The sequence below is a fragment of the Stieleria neptunia genome, from assembly GCF_007754155.1.
Lineage (GTDB): Bacteria > Planctomycetota > Planctomycetia > Pirellulales > Pirellulaceae > Stieleria > Stieleria neptunia.
This window is the reverse complement of record NZ_CP037423.1, coordinates 4,285,476-4,302,231: the sequence shown is the minus strand read 5'-3', so window position 1 is coordinate 4,302,231 and position 16,756 is coordinate 4,285,476. Positions and strand designations below refer to the sequence as shown.

General features: G+C 59.4%; 9 protein-coding genes. 2 read left to right on the top strand and 7 right to left on the bottom strand.

Features of this window, described 5'->3' with window-relative positions; genetic code table 11:
* Positions 1-144: 144 nt before the first annotated feature.
* Positions 145-1,155, top strand: coding sequence for a PIN/TRAM domain-containing protein (locus Enr13x_RS14950; RefSeq protein ID WP_145387325.1), 1,011 nt, complete (start codon positions 145-147; stop codon positions 1,153-1,155).
* A gap of 1,247 nt (positions 1,156-2,402) precedes the next feature.
* Here Enr13x_RS14950 and Enr13x_RS14945 read toward each other — a convergent pair.
* The 4 genes from Enr13x_RS14945 to msrB form a co-directional block, all read right to left on the bottom strand.
* Positions 2,403-7,505 (bottom strand): Ig-like domain-containing protein, encoded by a 5,103-nt coding sequence (locus tag Enr13x_RS14945; RefSeq protein WP_145387321.1) that lies wholly within the window; start codon positions 7,503-7,505, stop codon positions 2,403-2,405.
* Between the two features lie 813 nt (positions 7,506-8,318).
* Entirely contained in the window at positions 8,319-8,867 is a 549-nt protein-coding gene (locus Enr13x_RS14940) for a DUF6580 family putative transport protein (protein WP_145387318.1), read from the bottom strand.
* Positions 8,868-8,973: 106 nt separating this feature from the next.
* Positions 8,974-9,795 (bottom strand): hypothetical protein, encoded by an 822-nt coding sequence (locus tag Enr13x_RS14935; RefSeq protein WP_145387315.1) that lies wholly within the window; start codon positions 9,793-9,795, stop codon positions 8,974-8,976.
* 469 nt (positions 9,796-10,264) lie between these two features.
* Positions 10,265-10,903 (bottom strand): peptide-methionine (R)-S-oxide reductase MsrB, encoded by a 639-nt coding sequence (gene msrB, locus Enr13x_RS14930; RefSeq protein WP_145387312.1) that lies wholly within the window; start codon positions 10,901-10,903, stop codon positions 10,265-10,267.
* 305 nt (positions 10,904-11,208) lie between these two features.
* Between msrB and Enr13x_RS14925 the strand changes: the two genes are divergently transcribed.
* Positions 11,209-12,168 (top strand): ABC transporter ATP-binding protein, encoded by a 960-nt coding sequence (locus tag Enr13x_RS14925; protein ID WP_231744305.1) that lies wholly within the window; start codon positions 11,209-11,211, stop codon positions 12,166-12,168.
* Between the two features lie 93 nt (positions 12,169-12,261).
* Here Enr13x_RS14925 and Enr13x_RS14920 read toward each other — a convergent pair whose 3' ends face one another.
* The 3 genes from Enr13x_RS14920 to Enr13x_RS14910 form a co-directional block, all read right to left on the bottom strand.
* A complete protein-coding gene (locus tag Enr13x_RS14920) occupies positions 12,262-13,701 on the bottom strand; it encodes an aldehyde dehydrogenase family protein (RefSeq protein ID WP_145387306.1) in 1,440 nt (479 codons plus the stop codon).
* Positions 13,702-13,935: 234 nt separating this feature from the next.
* Complete coding sequence (locus Enr13x_RS14915; RefSeq protein ID WP_145387303.1) at positions 13,936-15,069, bottom strand: acyl-CoA synthetase family protein; 1,134 nt, start codon at positions 15,067-15,069, stop codon at positions 13,936-13,938.
* 272 nt (positions 15,070-15,341) lie between these two features.
* Positions 15,342-16,481, bottom strand: a complete 1,140-nt coding sequence (locus Enr13x_RS14910) for an MSCRAMM family protein (RefSeq protein WP_145387301.1) — start codon at positions 16,479-16,481, stop codon at positions 15,342-15,344.
* Between the last annotated feature and the right edge of the window lie 275 nt (positions 16,482-16,756).

Below are 16,756 nucleotides of genomic sequence, written 5' to 3'. Positions count from 1 at the left end.
CCCTGTGATCGGGTTTCGATTTCCGAGTCCCCTTGGGGACTGATCGCTGCGTCATCTAGACTGTGCGTTGGCCAACGGTGCCAGTGCGGCGATTTCGATTTCCAAAACCAACCCAATACATTGATCCCGTGACCAGCTAGTCTTATGGAATTGATCATCCTTCGATGCGTTTTCTTACTTTGCGCCGGCGGGGTGTCGTGGATCATCAACACGGCGCTGCCGAGTGATGCGGACATCAATCCCTATGTCGTCTTTGCCGGCGTGATGGGGATCGCCGTCGTTGCGATCATGGGGGATATCTTTATCCCGCGCAAACGCATCGATTCCATTTCGGCGGTTTACTTCGGGGTGCTGATCGGAATTTTGCTGAGCTATATCTTGTGGATCGCCATCGCGCCGCTGTTCGCCCAATCGTTGCTGGTCGGCAACGCGGTGAAACTGATCATGGGGATGCTGTTGTGTTATGTCTGTGTCAGCATTCTGATTCAAACCAAAGACGACTTTCGCTTCCTGATTCCGTATGTCGAGTTTGTTCGCGAAGTCAAAGGGTTTAAGCCCTTGGTGCTGGACACCAGCGTGGTGATCGATGGCCGGATCGCGGATCTGGTCAACACCGGCGTCTTTGACAACCAGTTGATCATGCCGCGTTTCGCCCTCAGCGAGCTCCAAGCGATCGCCGACAGCAGCGACAAACTCCGTCGCGTCCGTGGCCGCCGCGGCTTGGATGTGCTGAATCGGATGCGGGCCGATGACAACGTCGACCTGATGATCTTTGATCGCGACTTGCCGGAATTGGCCGGCCAAACGGTTGACCTGAAGTTAGTGCTGTTGGCCAAACACCTCGAAGGCAAGGTGGTGACCGGTGACTTTAATCTGAACAAGGTCGCCAAGCTGCACAACGTGCCGGTGATCAATCTGAACGAGATCAGCAATTCACTGCGTCCGGTGTATCTTCCCGATGAGTCCTTCAATGTCAAAATCATCAAGCCGGGTGAAGGCGCCGAGCAAGGCATCGGCTACTTGGATGACGGGACGATGGTGGTGGTCGAAGGGGCGCGAAACCGAATCGGCCAGGAACTGGAAGTGCGTGTGACCAGCACGCTACAGACCAACGCCGGCAAGATGATTTTCGCCAAATTCGACCCACGCGGCTGATCTCAAAACGGTGATCAGCCGATTGACGCCAAGCCCACGGCCCCGGCCTGGACCGTCAAAAACGTTGCAGCGACCACCGTAAGCTCCCCCAATTGGAGCAGCAGTTTCACAGTCACCTAATGATTCTGGCTCCCCTCTCCCCCGATTCTTGGCGAGCCTAAGCGAGTCAGGAATTGGGGGAGAGGGGCTGGGGGTGAGGGGGATTCCAATCCATCGTGACACAGATGAGCAGAGAAGCCCCGAAGGCGATACTTGATAACCAAGCGGTGAAACCCGACAACAATCACGCCTCAAAATGATCGGCGATTTTGCACGTCAATCGATGTGAAGCGTCTCAATGCTGAGCCCCTCACCCCCAGCCCCTCTCCCCAAAACAGATCGCGGTCAACGTCACTCTGCGAACAAATGGCTTTCGCGCGATCTGTTTTGGGGAGAGGGGAGCCATGTTCCAAGTAATGTGCCTTCATCAATGCAAAACGGTCGATGGAGCGGGCAACGTCGGTGAGCCGAGCGCCATCGATCGAGTTTCACGACCGAGGGTTCGTCGGATTGCGAGTTGCCTGATAGGGCTCCCAAACTCGCGCCGTGGATTCGTTTTTGACGGGCCAGACCCGGCCCCTGCCGCCCGCGTGGACCAGCGTCCCGATCAGCTCGTCCTGAATCGCCCTCTGCCCCTCCGCCGGCAGATTGAATCGCTGTGACCCCGTCCCGGGGTCGATGGGAATCAGGGACCTGTCTCCCAGAGGTGGCGCTCCGCTGACCTCCGGCTACGCGCTGAAATCCCTTAGGACGTCAATTGTATGACTGACGCATTTCTCGTTCCACCGCGGCAGCGGTTTCACGCCAGAGGCGTGCCACATCAAAGCTTGGGGTCGCGTTAGCGCACCCCAAGTTCCGACCATCATGAGGCCGCCAACCCCAGCGGGGTTGAAAAAGGCGTTTTGCCGGATTCGCGCAGCTTGCCCCCGGATCGCATCGCGTCGTTTGTTGAACCCCGCTGGGGTTCCAGTTCCCATTTCGGCACAACCCGGGGTGCGCTCCGCGACCCCGGGCTGTGTTGTGACACCGCTTTGCGGTGTGGCGTTTCGGTAGAAACGCAAATGCTCAGTAATACAATTGACGTCCCTTCGGGATACTCGATCTGCTCCGACCCCGACGGGATCGATGAGAATCCGTGAACGCGAAAGGGGACACGGCATCGAAATGCTGCGTCCCCTTTGATCGTGATCCGATTCGGGCGAGTTGCCTTAGGCCAACTCGCTTTGGTCATCGGCCAATAGGGCGAGCAGATCGTCGTCTTTGTCGTCGGCATCGGCGAAGGTCAACGCGACCGGTTGGCTGGCCAGGAGGGATTTGCTGGAATCACCGACGCTCACCACTTTGGTTTGCTGACTGAGGTCCGCAAACGCTTCGTCACGCGTCACTTCATCACCTGCGGGAGCGTTCGACGCGAGCTGGTCGCTGACCACCGATTCGGTTTCGAAGCTTTGGGCTGCGAGCAATGCCAAGTGGTTGATCACCGTCAGGGCATCCAGGGCGGTGGTCTTCATGTCACCGTTGACGTCGGTGTACATTCCCAGCGATTGAATTTCCCCTTCGCCTTCGCGGGCCAGGGCGTTGATGATGGTCAGGGCGTCCGACGGCGTCACGAAGCCGTCGTTATTGACGTCTTCGGCCATCGCCGGGTTCTGCAACGCACTGGCCGCTCGAACGGTCACGTTCAACGAGTTGTAGAGGATTTGCGAGACTTCGACCGGATCATCGCGGTCAAACAGCAAGGTGTCTTGGAAGGGCGACGCATCGGCGGGGCTGCCGATCACTTGCGTGACGGTGTCTTCGAAAACGGTTCCCGCAGTGAAGAACACGGTGGCCATCAGATTCGGCTCCGATACTCCTCCACCTTCGGCAACTGTTTGCTGCAGCAACGAGCCGAATTCATCGATAATTCCGCGGCGGACGGCGGTACCGACGCCAGCGGTGGCATCAAAATCGGCGTCAAACGCGACTCGGAAATCATAGCGTCCGCCACCCGCGGCCGGCGCCGGATTGATGATTCCGGTGTCGTAGAGCATGTCCAAGTAGGCGGCAAACACAAACTCGCGGCCCTCGAATTCCGATCTCAGGTCTTTCACGAAGACCTGCACGCCGAAGGTCTGGCCTGAGGCGACCGAGGTGATCGAATTACCGAACTCGTCGACCAAGCCGAAGGAGATTTCGACGATGTCGTCGCTGTCCGCGTCGCCGATCGCCATCGTGACTTCGGCAACGCTTCGCACGCCATCGCCAGAGACGATCACATAGGTGAAGCTGTCGAACCCGTTGGCGTCGACAAATGCCGAGTAGTCGATCGTGTCGTCGCTAGGATCCAACGGCGTCCCGTTGTTATTGATTTGAGCGGTTCCCAGCGATGGCGCGGTCACGATTCCAAATTCCTGAATCGTTCCCGTGGGGCCGAAGATGTCGTTGTCCAGGACATCCAGTGTGTTGGGCAGTACGCCTTGTTGGATCGGATTGCCGACCGAGTCGAAACCGTCGACGAAGGCATCGTCGATCGCGCTGGCGAAGTTGTCGCTGGCCGGGAAGATCGTCAGTTCCGTACGACCGAGTCGTTGTTGAGCGGGCGTCAACGCGACGTCTTCACCGACCAAGATCGTTTCTGCGACGGGGCTGTCAGCAGGATCGGCGGCGAACAGTGCGACTCCCGGTGAAATCCCGGTCATGGTCAGCGTGAACAATTCGGCCGGATCGGCGTGCGTGATCAGGTTGCCGTCACCGGGAATGGGCTGGACCGCACCGACATCGTTGATCAAGCCGGGCGTGATGGCGTCACCAAGCTTGAAACCACCCCCTTGGAAGTTCTCACCGAAGGTGATGTCGAATCCGAATTCATCGGTGGTGATCGTATCTCGGGTGGCCACCAATTCGTCGGTGTAAAGCAGATCCAAGAACGCCGAGGCAACGCCTTCGGGGCTGAAGTTCGGGTTGTTCAATTCTTCGACGAAAACGCGGACAAAGAACGGTTGTCCGACTTGGACGCTGCTGATCGGCTGATTGTTGACGACGTCGTAGATTCCGATCGTGAAGTCAACCATGTCATCAATCATCGCACCCGGTTGCGAATTGACGGTGACCTGTGCCGTGCTGATCGATCCGTTGGCATCTTCGATGCTGTAGATGAACTGTTCGGTTCCGACGAATCCGGGTTGCGGCGTGTAACGAATCGTCTGGCCGCCGCCTTCCAACGTGATTTGGCCACCCTGGTCACCCGCGGTTACGCTGGTGATCGAGATGCCGCCGAAGATGCTCGGCACGTCGTTGTCCAAAACATTCAACGCTCGGTTGGACGATCCCTGGGGGATGTCAAACGTGTCATCCACCGCGATCGGCACGTTGGATTGGAAGTTGACATTGACCACAACAGTGGCGGTGTACTGCGTGTCGGTCTGGTCGACCACCACGTATTGAAACACGTCACGTCCGGTAAAGCCGTTGGGCGGCGTGTAGGAAAGTGCGCGACCGTTTTCGATGATCGAAACGACTCCCTGAGTCCCTTGGGATCCGGTGGAGTTGAGCGAGATGATCCTCAGCTGGGTGATGCTGGTTTCGAAATCGTTGGCCAGCACATCCAGTCGGTTCGAGAGTGAGTTTCTCGAAACGGTGAAGGTATCGTCGTTGGCGACAGCCGCTTGCTGCAGGATGTCAAACTGGTAATCCTCCACTTCACCCGAATCGGCTTCCCCGCCGACACCCAGACCGGCAGTCGGGCTGTAGCGGAACCGGGCGTAGGTCGATCCGACCACCGCGCTGGCGGGGACATTGACGGACAGGGTCGACGTGCCGGCACCGAGTTCCAGGTCTGTGAAGACTTTCTCGGACGCGTCAAAGACACCGTTGGCGTTGAAGTCGATCCAGCCTTGCAGGTAGGCCGGGCTGCCGGTGGTGTTGCGTGCCGTGACGGCCAGGTTCGCCGTGCCGCCCGGTCCCAAGGGCGTCAGCAGCACGACACCGTCTTCATCGTCGATGTTGTTCAGATCGTCGCCGAGTGCGGATGCGGTCGGAATGCCGTCGCTCTCACGATCGACCGATGCACCGAGCCCCAACGCGGTGCTGATTCCGTGGCTGGGACCACCGGCCGCGACCGTCGTTTGGTAGGTATCCGGGGCATCACCGTAGTCGCGTGAGGGCAGGTTCCCGAAGTTGTAGTTGTCCGTCAGCGCGACCCCGTTGAAGTTGACGATGTGCTCGCCGCTGGTGGGGAACGTCTGCACATAACCTGGTCCAATGACTTCCCGAATCGCGTAAGTGCCTGGGCCGGGGAAATCGATTGAATAGCGACCATTCGCGTCGGTGCGGGCGGAGGGTTCGCCGATGTCCGGACTGTCGTCGCCGTCCAAGTCCAGGTAGATGTAGACCCCTTCGATCCCCGACTCGGTGGAGTCAAAGACCCCGTTGCCGTTGGTGTCGGCGAACTTGGTTCCCGTGATGTCCGAAATCACTTTGGTGAATCCGAAATCGACCCCACTGTCACCGCCGGTCGCAAACCGTTGGGTCGGCAGGGTGGGGGCATATTGCGCCGGTGTCATCGCCACAACGCTGAACGCCGTGCCCGAGGCAACATTCAGGGTGTACAAGCCGTTGGCATTGGTCACCGCGACAGGCTCGTTCGGATCGAGAATGCCGTTTTGGATGGTGTCGGCAAAGACCGTGACGCCGGGCAACCCCGGATCGCCGGTTCCGCTGCCGTCGCGATTGACGTCGCTGAAGACACGCCCGCTGATGCCCGAACCCACGGTGCCGGTCGAAAGACTGTAGGCCAGCGCGTTGGCGGTGTCCTGGAACCCGAACAAGCCCTCGTTGAGATCAAAGCGATCGATCGAGAATTCCGGCACCGTATCGTCGATCGTTCCGAAAATCCCGTCAAAGCCGACGCCCATGCCAAACTCATCGCGGCGGTTGCCGACGCCATCGATGATCGAACCGACGGCGTTGGTCCCGTCGGTGTGACGCAGTCCAAACGTGTGACCGGCTTCGTGAGAAACCGTCCAAGCCATCGAGCGGGCCACCGCATCCAACACACTCTTGTTGTTGGCGATCGGGAACTGCGTCGCGGCGGCAAGGAAGAAGTCGATCGGCAGGATCGAGTTCTCGTTCATGTCAAAGTTGCCGATGTCCAGCGACTGGGCGACCCCCAAAATGTCAGCAATCCCGGCATCCGCGATCGTGCCGCCGATGAACAAACGCGTTACCAACGGATCATCCAACGCCGGTTCGGGATAATACCCCAGCGCGGCGTCGCGGCTGTTGAGAATCCGGATCGCAAATTCACCCGGGTTGCCGGTGTTGTTGTAGTCGCCGTTTTGTCCGCCGGTGATGACGGAATAGAAGTCGCTGTGGACCAAGTCGATCGTCTTGTCGATCAACTCGTTGTAAGCCGCTTCGGAAGTGTCCTGCAGTCCCAACGCGGCCAGATTCTCACGGAGCGAGGAGAATCGAATGATCCCAAACGGATTGGTGCTGCCCGGGAACATCGTGCTCGGATAGAAACCGCCCTCAAAATCCAGGTAGATGGTTTGCTGGGCACCGATCGGCAGACTTTCCGCGATCGGTCGATAAACACGAAGCCCCGCGGTGTAGTTGACCGAGGTGGTCGAGGGAGCAACGATCAGGTAATACGTTCCGGTGTGCGGCACGACCTGCGCCGCGACGGCATTACCGGTCGTCATCAGCGGAGAAGGATCGGGGTGAATGAGCCCTTGATTGGAGTCGGTCCCGAACCAAAACGCCCCGTTGGTCGCCCGCGGGTTGTACGTCGTGCCAGACTCCGACGGGCCGTACAGCACCGTCAGGTTCGCCCCCGCACCGATCACCGACACGTCCAAAATGTCACCGGCACGCAGGTTAAATGCATACGTGTCGATGTCCGCGTTGACGTTCCCCTGGCTGCTGATCGTCACCGGCATGCTGCCGTTGATGTCGATCGTGTCCTCTTCACCAGGCCCCGTCCCCAGCGGAAGAAACTGGGCGCTGAAACGCGAATCGTTCACGCCCGTTTCATTCGCCGTTTCCGCTTCATTGACTACGAACGCCGGCACGGTTCCGATATTCCGCGGGTCCGACGGTAGAAACAAATCCGTGTCGACCGGAGCGTTGCTGCTACCCAGACTGCTCACGGCGGCGAGCAGTTTGCGGCTCTCCAATCCCTCCATCAATAAACGCCGACGCTGTCGGCGTTGGCCCCCGCGGCTTCGTCGCGTCTTTCTTTGTTTCCGCGAGCCATCGACGTTCATGTCGCTCATCTCGTTGTTAGAAGCGTTGGGACTAAGGAATTTCGATTCAGTTCGTTGGATCATCGAGGGTCTCTACCAAACGTGCCGGCCTCTAGGGCCTTGACGAAAAGCGGCGGTGTCGCGGGTCGGTCGTACAAGTTGCGGGTTCTGCAGAGTGTAATTCTGAGACGCCCGCCTATCCATTTAATTCCATTTTCTCATCGTTCGCGGCCGTAAACTTTGCATGGATTGCCGCAGCGCGGGGATTCGCTCGTTCGTATGCATCGGACGAACTCAACCCAGATCATTGCTATTTAAGTAGGGCTCGCCCAACCGGGAAGATGGGAAAAATGCGAAGTATGAGGCGATTGGATAAGGAATGGCTGCGATTCTAGTTGGGCCGATAACCGTGTCAACGAATCGTGGCCTATCTGACGCCGCTTGTTTGCGAAGAGTTCCGGCCAAATCCGGCATTATCGGTCAATATCGACCCCAAAATCGCTGCGCGGCCGATTCTGCCCGACCCAAACGGGACGTTTTTGAATCGACGGCGGCGAAAAAACAGGCCAGGAGGAAGCTCCCCGGGGGCAGAAAAGCCCCGCCGAGGCGATTGGGAGCGAGTTTTCGAGCGTCGGTCCGTTTTCCGGGGCGTGGATCGTCAACGCTTATTCGTAGGGGTCAGACCGGATGGCTCGCGGGCTGTCGTTTCAGTCGGGATCTGCTGCGTTAATGGTGAGCCGCTGGCCGTAAGGCCTCGGGCAACGGCGGGATGCCCGGCCGCTTACGCGTCGCGGCTCACAAAATCGACTGCCCGCTCGCGCCGTTCCGCTACGATATTAGCGGCAGGGCGCGAGCCCTCCGGTCGACAAACGCAACCCGAACATCAAAGCTGACGAATCACGAGGCCGCTTGAGCGACCGCGCGGGCGGGGACCGACCGCTTCACGCCGGAGAGCTCGTAAGCTCCGAACATGACACCGGCAAACAGCAGGTCGCCGGCGACGGTGTAGCCGTAGAATGGAATCGCGTTGGTGAAACACCCCACCAAGCCTGCCATGCTGGCGGGATACCAGGGCCCCAGCCAAACACCGAGATTGCTGACGACGAAGAACAGGGTGGAGGCGGCAAACGCGCCCACCGGAAGTCTTCGCCAGTTCACACCACCGGTTTCAGCGTGGGCGCGAACGAATCGACCGAGTGGGACCGACAAGGTGACCCCGACGTAGGTCGCCGCCATCACCATCGGGTTGTAAAACCCCATTCCGGGAGTCCCCATCAGGTGCGAAACCGCATCACTGATCAGCAGCGCGGCGGCCGGGACCAAGTAGGCCTTTCGACCGGCGAAATAACAACCCGCGAACAACCCAAGTGCCCCCAGACAGGCGAAGTTGGGCGGGTGCGGCAGAAAACGAGTCGCGGCGATTGCGAGGGTCAGCAAGTAGATCATTTTTTACCGATCGGTAGGAGAGACTTGACTCCCACCGTTTTAGCGACTTGCCAACCGTTTCGAAAGTCCCAACCGCGGTTGCCACGGCGAACGAATTTTTTCGCCGTCACTGCAAAATGGCGGTCGCCACACCGGCCGCGGTCACCTGCGAAACGACCGCCTTGCGCTGATACGGCGGTCGCTGCTTGAGGGCGGGAACACAAGACCCGGCGCGGTAATACCCCAGGCTGTACTGGCACTCCGACGGCGGGGCGATCGCGGTCAGGTACGGCAGCGAGACCGCCTGGGCCAAAAACCGTCCGCCGCTCGCCAACGGCTGAAGACACCCGTATCGCTGGTGGCCATGACGCTCCAGCATCCGGTCCTCAAAGTAGAGGGGGTGGGAAAACGTGTTGGGGGCGGCCCAGTGGCGGGCGGTCCATTGCCAAGGCAGCCCGCGGTCGGTCCCCGATTCGGGCAACCGGACCAACGGGGCGGCTTCCCCTTGGCGAAATCCGAGCGGAACCTCACCGTTGCCAATTTCCGCCGTGCCTGTGGTCAGGGCCGCGATCGGCGGCAGCACGAATTTGCCGTCGGCCATTTGCGTTTGACGATCCGAGAACAGGGAGCGATTGGCAACCTGTTCGACGGGATCGGTGACATCGTTGGTGCCAGTCACCGCGTCGTCTTGCGGTACCGCGACCAACACATCGGTCGGTGCGTCAACGGTCGCGCTCGCTTGACCGTCACCTTGACCGTCACCCTGCACCAATGCCGCAAACGTCAGCGGCGCCTCCGCCAGATACGAAGGCAGGCTGCCCTGATCCGGGTCCGCCGCGAAGACCGGAGTCGCGGGGGCGACCGAGGCCAGCGCAAGACAAGCCGTGATCTTCGCCGCAGCTTTCCAGCACCGCGCCGTCGATGCCGCACGCGGTGTCGAATTCGCCATTTGCACTAACTTGCTCGTTTGATTCCAAAACATCGTTTTTCTCGCATGCTCCGTTTGGACGGACAACCAGATTCATTCCCATTATCTGGTTCGACCGATCGGATTCGAAACGAGAACAAACACGCCAGAATGCGGATGACAAGCACAACACGCAGGATGCGTTTGATTGCAACAATGGGCACGACAGGTCGATCCCCTGCAATCGTCAAGGTTTCCCAATCGACGAACGGAAGCGAACTGACGATCCCGAAGGGATGATAGCGAGTAGCCGGAGGTCAGCGCAGCGCCACCTCCGGGACGCACGTCCTCCGGGGCTGCGCTGGGAAGCATTTTTTAGCGGTAGGGCGCCAGCGGGCTGTCGTTTTGTGAGCCGCGACACGTAAGCGGCCGGGCACTGCGACGCTGCCCGAGGCCTTACGGCCAGCGGCTCACCATTGACTCAGCAGATCCCGACTAAAACGACAGCCCACTAACGTTTCTTGTCTTTCGCAGACGTCGATTTCTCCGAGGCCTCTTCGAACCGCAGCGCGGCGCTGTTCAAACAATAGCGCTTGCCCGTTTTGTCTTGGGGGCCGTCATTGAAGACATGTCCCAAGTGGGCTTCGCAACGACTGCAATGCACTTCTTGACGCGGATAGATGAGCCGGAAATCGAGCTTCATCCCGATGCGGTCCTTGCTGATCGGGTCGTAAAAGCTCGGCCAGCCGGTTCCCGACTTGAACTTGGTCTCACTGGTGAACAGTGACTGGCCGCACACAATGCACCGGTACAGGCCTTCTTTCTTGTTGTCCCAATACTTGTTTCGGAACGCCGGTTCGGTCTCTTCGTTCTGGGTGACTTTGAACTGAATCGGACTGAGAGCCTTTTGGAGCTGCGAGACGGTCTTGGGAGTGTAGGGCGGGTCGTCGATTTCGTCCGCTTCGCTGTCCGACTCAATCGCCGCCGACGCATCGGCGTTCGCCCCCCCAGCGTCTGCCGCCTCGGCCACGGATTCTGCGGTGACGGCATCCTGGCTGTCGGCCTGCCGCAACCCGATCGCGACCAGGATGGCTACCAACAGGAAGACGAACCCCCGCTTGGCATCGACGTGATGGATGGAATGATTCATGGTGGCTCCAACTATGCAGTCACTACTTTCGCTATCATCAGTCCGGCGCCCAAGCACCGGACGGATCGGCCTGCGGCCTGTTGATCGTGATACATCATTTCAATCAACCGACCGCTCGCCAACGGCGCGGGACCGCTCGGTCTACGCTGCCCCCAGACCCCACGATGCAACGCTGTGATGCATTTTTTAGCGGCAGGGCGCGAGCCCTCCGGTGTTTTGGCAGAGAGGAAGAACCGGAGGGCTCGCGCCCTGCCGCTAAAACCTCACGAAACACATGGGAAAAATGCCTCACAGCGTTGTCCACTATGGTTGATTGTATGCAGGTCGTCCAGCTAAACAACATTTCTCTCCGATACGACCACGACAACGTCATGGATGAAATCAGCGTTTCGGTCCATGAGGGCGAATATGTCGTGATTTTGGGAGCCAGTGGCTGCGGGAAGACTTCACTACTGAGAATGATCGCCGGGCTGATTGCCCCGACGTCCGGAACCATTTTTTTGAGCGGCCGCGATGTGACCCGGGTGGCACCCCGACATCGCGACGTCGCCCTGGTGCCCCAGCAGGCCGGCGTTTACCCCCATTGGCCTATCGGCCGATCAATCGGAATGGGGGTCCGAGGACGCCTCTCCCGCGCCGATCGCGAGCAACGGATTCGAGAAGCGGCGCAGATGGTGGACCTGGAATCGCTTTTGGACCGGCTGCCGGAACAGCTCAGCGGTGGGCAATTGCGCCGCGCGGCGGTCGCGAAGGCGATTGCCAGCCGAGCCTCGGTGAGATTGCTGGACGAACCCCTTTCGGCGATCGATGCCAATTTACGGTTCCAGATCGAAAAGGATCTTCTGCGACTGCACCACCAATCGCCGGGCGTCACCCTTCACGTGACCCACGATGGCGCCGAGGCGATGCGCCTGGCCAGCCGGGTTGCGGTGATCGAAGACGGCAGAATTGCGCAGTTCGACACGCCGGAGCAGTTGCGAACTCGCCCCGCCACCCCCGGAGTCGCTTCGGCACTCGGTCGATCGGCCCTGATCACCATACCGGTCACGCAAATCGACGGGGCCTGGGTGTCCGAAGACGGCCGGCGTGTTGGTGGCCCCGACGCGGCGACCGGTTCATCGGCGGTGCTGGGCTATTACGAGGAAGACCTGCAGCCGCTTGAGAAGGCTGAATCGGGAGAGGGTTCGGCGATTGCCGGCCGCTGGTTCGACCACCAGCGAAACGCGACCGTGGATCACGATCGCATTTTCTGGTTTGTCGGCTGAGCCGTCAGCGGGAAAAAGTGGGATAGGCTTCCAGCCTGTCATTTCGGCACCGACAGGCTGGAAGCCTATCCCACTTGCCCTACCCCTTCGCCACTACGCCGTCGCAGCGACGGGCAGATCGGCCACCTGGTAGGCTCGCGAACGGAACAGGAAATCGATGATGTTTCCTTCGTGCGGCTGCAACCAGTTCAGGCGATTGGTCGGGATCGGCCCGAAGTTCACGCGATCGATGTCGACACAGGCCCCTGCCGCGGCGACCAGTTCCGGGTCTTTGGTCAGCACGGTTCCGACAAGTGTCGGGCCGATGCGACGCAGCATTTCTGCTTGGGGGCATTCGACGACGCTGACGAAGGGGAACATGTATTCCTTCATCGCGACGCCGCGGTCCGGCGAATCGGCGTGGACGACCATCGGCCGCAGGTAGGCACAGTGCTCGCGCTCGATCAGTTTGTCACCGAATTCGGCCGTCATGTCGGTGACACCGCTCTCGGCCAGGTCTTGCTGGACCATCGCATGGGTTCCGGTCGCCATGGCGGGAACCGTGAAGGCAGCCAACTGAGCGTTGTCATCGGTCGGCGGCAACACATCGACCGGGCCGATCCGCTCGGCAATCGCTTGGGCGATTTCGCGGGTGTGTCGACTGGCCCAGATCCCGCTGCAGTTGATGCAGGAGCGACCCGAATTGCTGAGCACACTTTCGACCATCACGTCCAAATACAATTCCCAATCATCGACCACATCGTCGCCGATCAAGATCTTTGACCAACCCGGTCCGTGGGCTTGCACGCGGGGATTGCCGGCGTGCTGGGCGACGGTTTCGGCGCTTCCAAAAATCATGCTGCGAGGCGTTTTGGTCATGATCGCACCGCCGGCGTCGTGCCCACCGGGATACAAACCGAACGCCTCGGCGGGAACACCGGCTTGGATGAACGCCGACACCATGCGGTACGGTGTCCACGGTTCTTGCGAGCCCGGTTTCAGGGCCAAGCCGATTTGCAGCGGGATCGCCGGCAGCCACAGGGTGTGAACCCCCGGTGAATTGTTCGGCAAAATGGCGCCCAACACCGGCGTTTGTGCCTGGTAGCTGACGATCACCCCTCGGCCTTCTTCACCATAACCGTTGCTGAGGATGTTGAGATCCAAGCCACGGGTCAGACAATCCAAGATCTCGTCGATGTGACTGAGGACAAAGCTGTTCTTTTTCAAGTTCGAGCGACACATGTGCTCCGGCAATCCGGTACTGGCCGATTGCTGGTGCACGAACTGGTCGACCGATTGCATCGAATCGCCGACGGGTAGTTCGGCGTTCTCAAACAGCTCGGCCGCCTTTTTCGACATCGCGATCAGATCGGCCGTCGAGTGTTTCAGCAGTGCGGCGCGAGCCTTGTGAGCCTGCTTCATATCACGGGCGACGATGCCGCCACCGACGCTGCCGAACTTTGCAATCGGTTCCCCGGTGTCAAAGTGAACGACGTCCTTGATTTCCATCGATTCGTAGGGCTTGCCCCAGCGAAGCGGTTGCAGTGTGATCATATCGATAGGTTGAATTTGAGGGGGAGCGGACAACGCGGTGAAGCATTTCTTAGCGGCAGGGCGCGAGCCCTCCGGTTTTATTTGTTAGCGGCAGGGCGCGAGCCCTCCGGTGTTTTGGTACGAATGCGTAACCGAAGCACTCACGCCCTACCGCTAAAAAGCGTGTCAAACACAGCTAATCAATGCTTCAAAGCGTTAGGGACAGGGGACGAATGGTTGCTTTCGAAATTGGCACTAATAAACGCCGACGGTCGTCGCACTTGCCAATTCGTGGAACGGCCGCACGCCGCTGACACCGTCCCAAGGGTACATGTCGAACGGCGCTTCTCGTTCGCCTTCGTCGCGTTCCATGAACCCGGGGACAAAGAACTCGTCGGTCAACGTGTACAGCTTGACGCGTCCGGTTTCGCCGAATCCGACGACCTGGTTGTAGTCGTCGAAACTGACCACCTCGGTCACCGCGCGAGGCTGGGGGGCGTAGTAGCTGATCTTGTACCCATCAGCGGCCGTGATCGGTTTGCTGCATGCCAGTCCCATCAACGTATTGCCGTAGGTCGGGGTCATGTAGACGCCCCCCTCTTCCACCGGCCCACCGAGCATCTCTTCGACACAGAATCGTGTCCACTGCGGTGTGAACTCGGTGCCGCCGGAAAAGATTCCCTTGATGCCGACTTCTTGCAGGCTGGTGCCACGGTCTTCCAGGGCCTCGCCGAGCGATTCGAGCAACTTCGGCGTGGCGAACATGCACTTGATGTCGTGTCCCGCGGTCAGCACCGTGACGGCTTGGTCGATGCAGTGCTTCTTGTACTCTTCCAGATGCTCCATCCAGCCTTTTTTGATCAGCTTGACGACCCAGCGGGGATCCAAGTCGATGCAAAAGCAGATGCCGCCGCGATGTTGGGCCAAGTGCTCGACGGCCAAACGCAGACGTCGCGGACCGCTGGGGCCCAGCATCAGCCAGTTCGATCCCGGCGGGAAATGCTCGTCCGGCAGGGTATCGCTGAACAGCTCGTAATCCTTCCAATGATCTTCGATCACCATCCGGCTTTTCGGAACCCCCGTCGTGCCGCCGGTTTCGAAAACGTAGACCGGTTTGCCGGCATGCCCCTTGGGGACCCAGCGTTGGATCGGACCACCGCGGAGCCATTCGTCTTCGAAGTTCGGAAACTTTTTCAGATCGTCAAAGGACTTGACGTCGGTCAGGGGATCAAAGCCCAGCTCCGCCTTCTTTTCCAACCAAAACGGGCTTCCTGTTTCCTCACTAAAGTGCCAATGCACAATCTTGAGAGTGTGTTCATTCAATCGATCTCTGGCTTCCGAAGCACTCTTGGCGACATCTTCGGGAATCGAAGTCTGGGCGGCACTCATTCGTTTGGTCGTCTCGCGGGCGGTGAGGGGACAGGCGGGGAGTTTACTTCTGGGTGCAACCTGACCGGTCTCCAGAGAACTCTGCTGCGTGAATCGTGAAGGACCCTATTGTTGCCTTCAGCAAAGTGCGACGAAAGATCCCAGGGCAGCCTGAATCCGTATTTATCGAGAACGAAAAAAGCCGCACGTGACTCACGCGCGGCTTTTTGATCTTTCGGCAAACTTTCCTGCCAGGTGGTTCCTGAATCAGGCGAGTTTGCGTTCGGTCCATCCTACGGATTGACAACCGGTTGCTGAACTTGATTCGGCAACGCGGGGCTGATGACCGGCGGAGTATCGATCGAATCGTCGTCATCGCTGGCACCAATTGCAATCGCGGCTCCGATTCCGCCCAGGACTGCGATGCCTCGCAGGCTGCCACCGCCGCCGATTCCGCCGCCACCGCCGCCGCCTCCACCGCCGCCGCCGTACGAACCACTCATCGCAGTCGGGTCGTATCCGCCATCGGGCAGCACCAAACCACCGTCTTGCTCTTCCTCAGAGATCAATCGATCCTCGATGACCGTGATCGGCCCCGGGGCGACCTGCATGATGAAGGTGTCCGAACCGGATTCGGTTTGAGCGACCAGCGTGGTGTCGCCGTCGGTCGTCCCCAACGCGGTCTGCACCATCAAGGGATTGACCAGTTCAATGCCCATCAAACCGAAACCGTCCTTTCCAGAACCCAAGACCGAGTAACTTCCGGGCTCCAGGTCGTTGACTTGAAAGTGCCCCGACTGGTCGGTCAATGTTCGGGCGACTTCGATACCGTCGCGATAAATCACGACGTTAGCCCCTTGGGCGCCAGGGTTGTCGGTGAATCCGGCGCGAGTCAAACGACCTCGCAATCCGCCTTCGTACTGGCTCAGCCGGACGGATTCTCCGGTGAAGGCACGATCGGTGGCCATCGGGTTGCTACTCGGATCGAAATCGACCTGACTCGCTTGGCCGGACGGCATGTAACGCAGGATGGCATTTCGCACCACGCTGAACTCCACCGCACCCGCGGCGATTTCAAATTGGTCGCTGATCGGGACTTCTTTGCTGACGATGTGCATCGCACAGCAGGCAAAGGTGCCTTCGCCGCGAATCATCAGCGTGTAGACACCTGGTTTCACGTCGGTCAGCGTGAACCGACCCGTTTTGTCCGATTCGGTTGCGGCAGTGGCTGGCTTGCCGATTTGGTCGATCAAGACAACCTTCGCGCCACGCGCCGCCGAAATACCTTCGCTGCGCGGAACGATCACGCGTCCCTGAACCGATCCGCTCTCCGAAACGCGGACCCATTGTTGTTGGGCGACATCCGCCGCGGAGGCCAAGCCCGAAGCACAGACCAGCGCTAACGTGGCGATGGAACAGATCAAACGTTGCATTTCCAGATTCCAATCAAGATTAAGCGATGTTGCAGAGGGAAAACATACCTCTGCACCAGACTATAAGAGCAGCAATTAAGGAATTCAACGCTCTTGACGGCGATTTGGCAATTTAGGAGAGCTAGGACGACCCGACTCACAGCCCGAATGACAGATCCGCAACCCCTCCACCGAAGGAGCTAAATCCGGGGCTGAATGCCAATCCTGCGGAAAACAAAAGCGAAAATCGTCTCGACGCTCGATGGACCTGGCCGCTCGTGACAACGCTTGGTCAG

Excerpts from the sequence above, each read along its gene's own strand:
- Enr13x_RS14910 (WP_145387301.1), bottom strand. The coding sequence starts at position 16,481 with ATGCAACGTTTGATCTGTTCCATCGCCACGTTAGCGCTGGTCTGTGCT.
- Enr13x_RS14925 (WP_231744305.1), top strand. The coding sequence starts at position 11,209 with ATGGTTGATTGTATGCAGGTCGTCCAGCTAAACAACATTTCTCTCCGA.
- Enr13x_RS14945 (WP_145387321.1), bottom strand. The coding sequence starts at position 7,505 with ATGATCCAACGAACTGAATCGAAATTCCTTAGTCCCAACGCTTCTAAC.
- Enr13x_RS14940 (WP_145387318.1), bottom strand. The coding sequence starts at position 8,867 with ATGATCTACTTGCTGACCCTCGCAATCGCCGCGACTCGTTTTCTGCCG.
- Enr13x_RS14915 (WP_145387303.1), bottom strand. The coding sequence starts at position 15,069 with ATGAGTGCCGCCCAGACTTCGATTCCCGAAGATGTCGCCAAGAGTGCT.
- Enr13x_RS14920 (WP_145387306.1), bottom strand. The coding sequence starts at position 13,701 with ATGATCACACTGCAACCGCTTCGCTGGGGCAAGCCCTACGAATCGATG.
- msrB (WP_145387312.1), bottom strand. The coding sequence starts at position 10,903 with ATGAATCATTCCATCCATCACGTCGATGCCAAGCGGGGGTTCGTCTTC.
- Enr13x_RS14935 (WP_145387315.1), bottom strand. The coding sequence starts at position 9,795 with ATGGCGAATTCGACACCGCGTGCGGCATCGACGGCGCGGTGCTGGAAA.
- Enr13x_RS14950 (WP_145387325.1), top strand. The coding sequence starts at position 145 with ATGGAATTGATCATCCTTCGATGCGTTTTCTTACTTTGCGCCGGCGGG.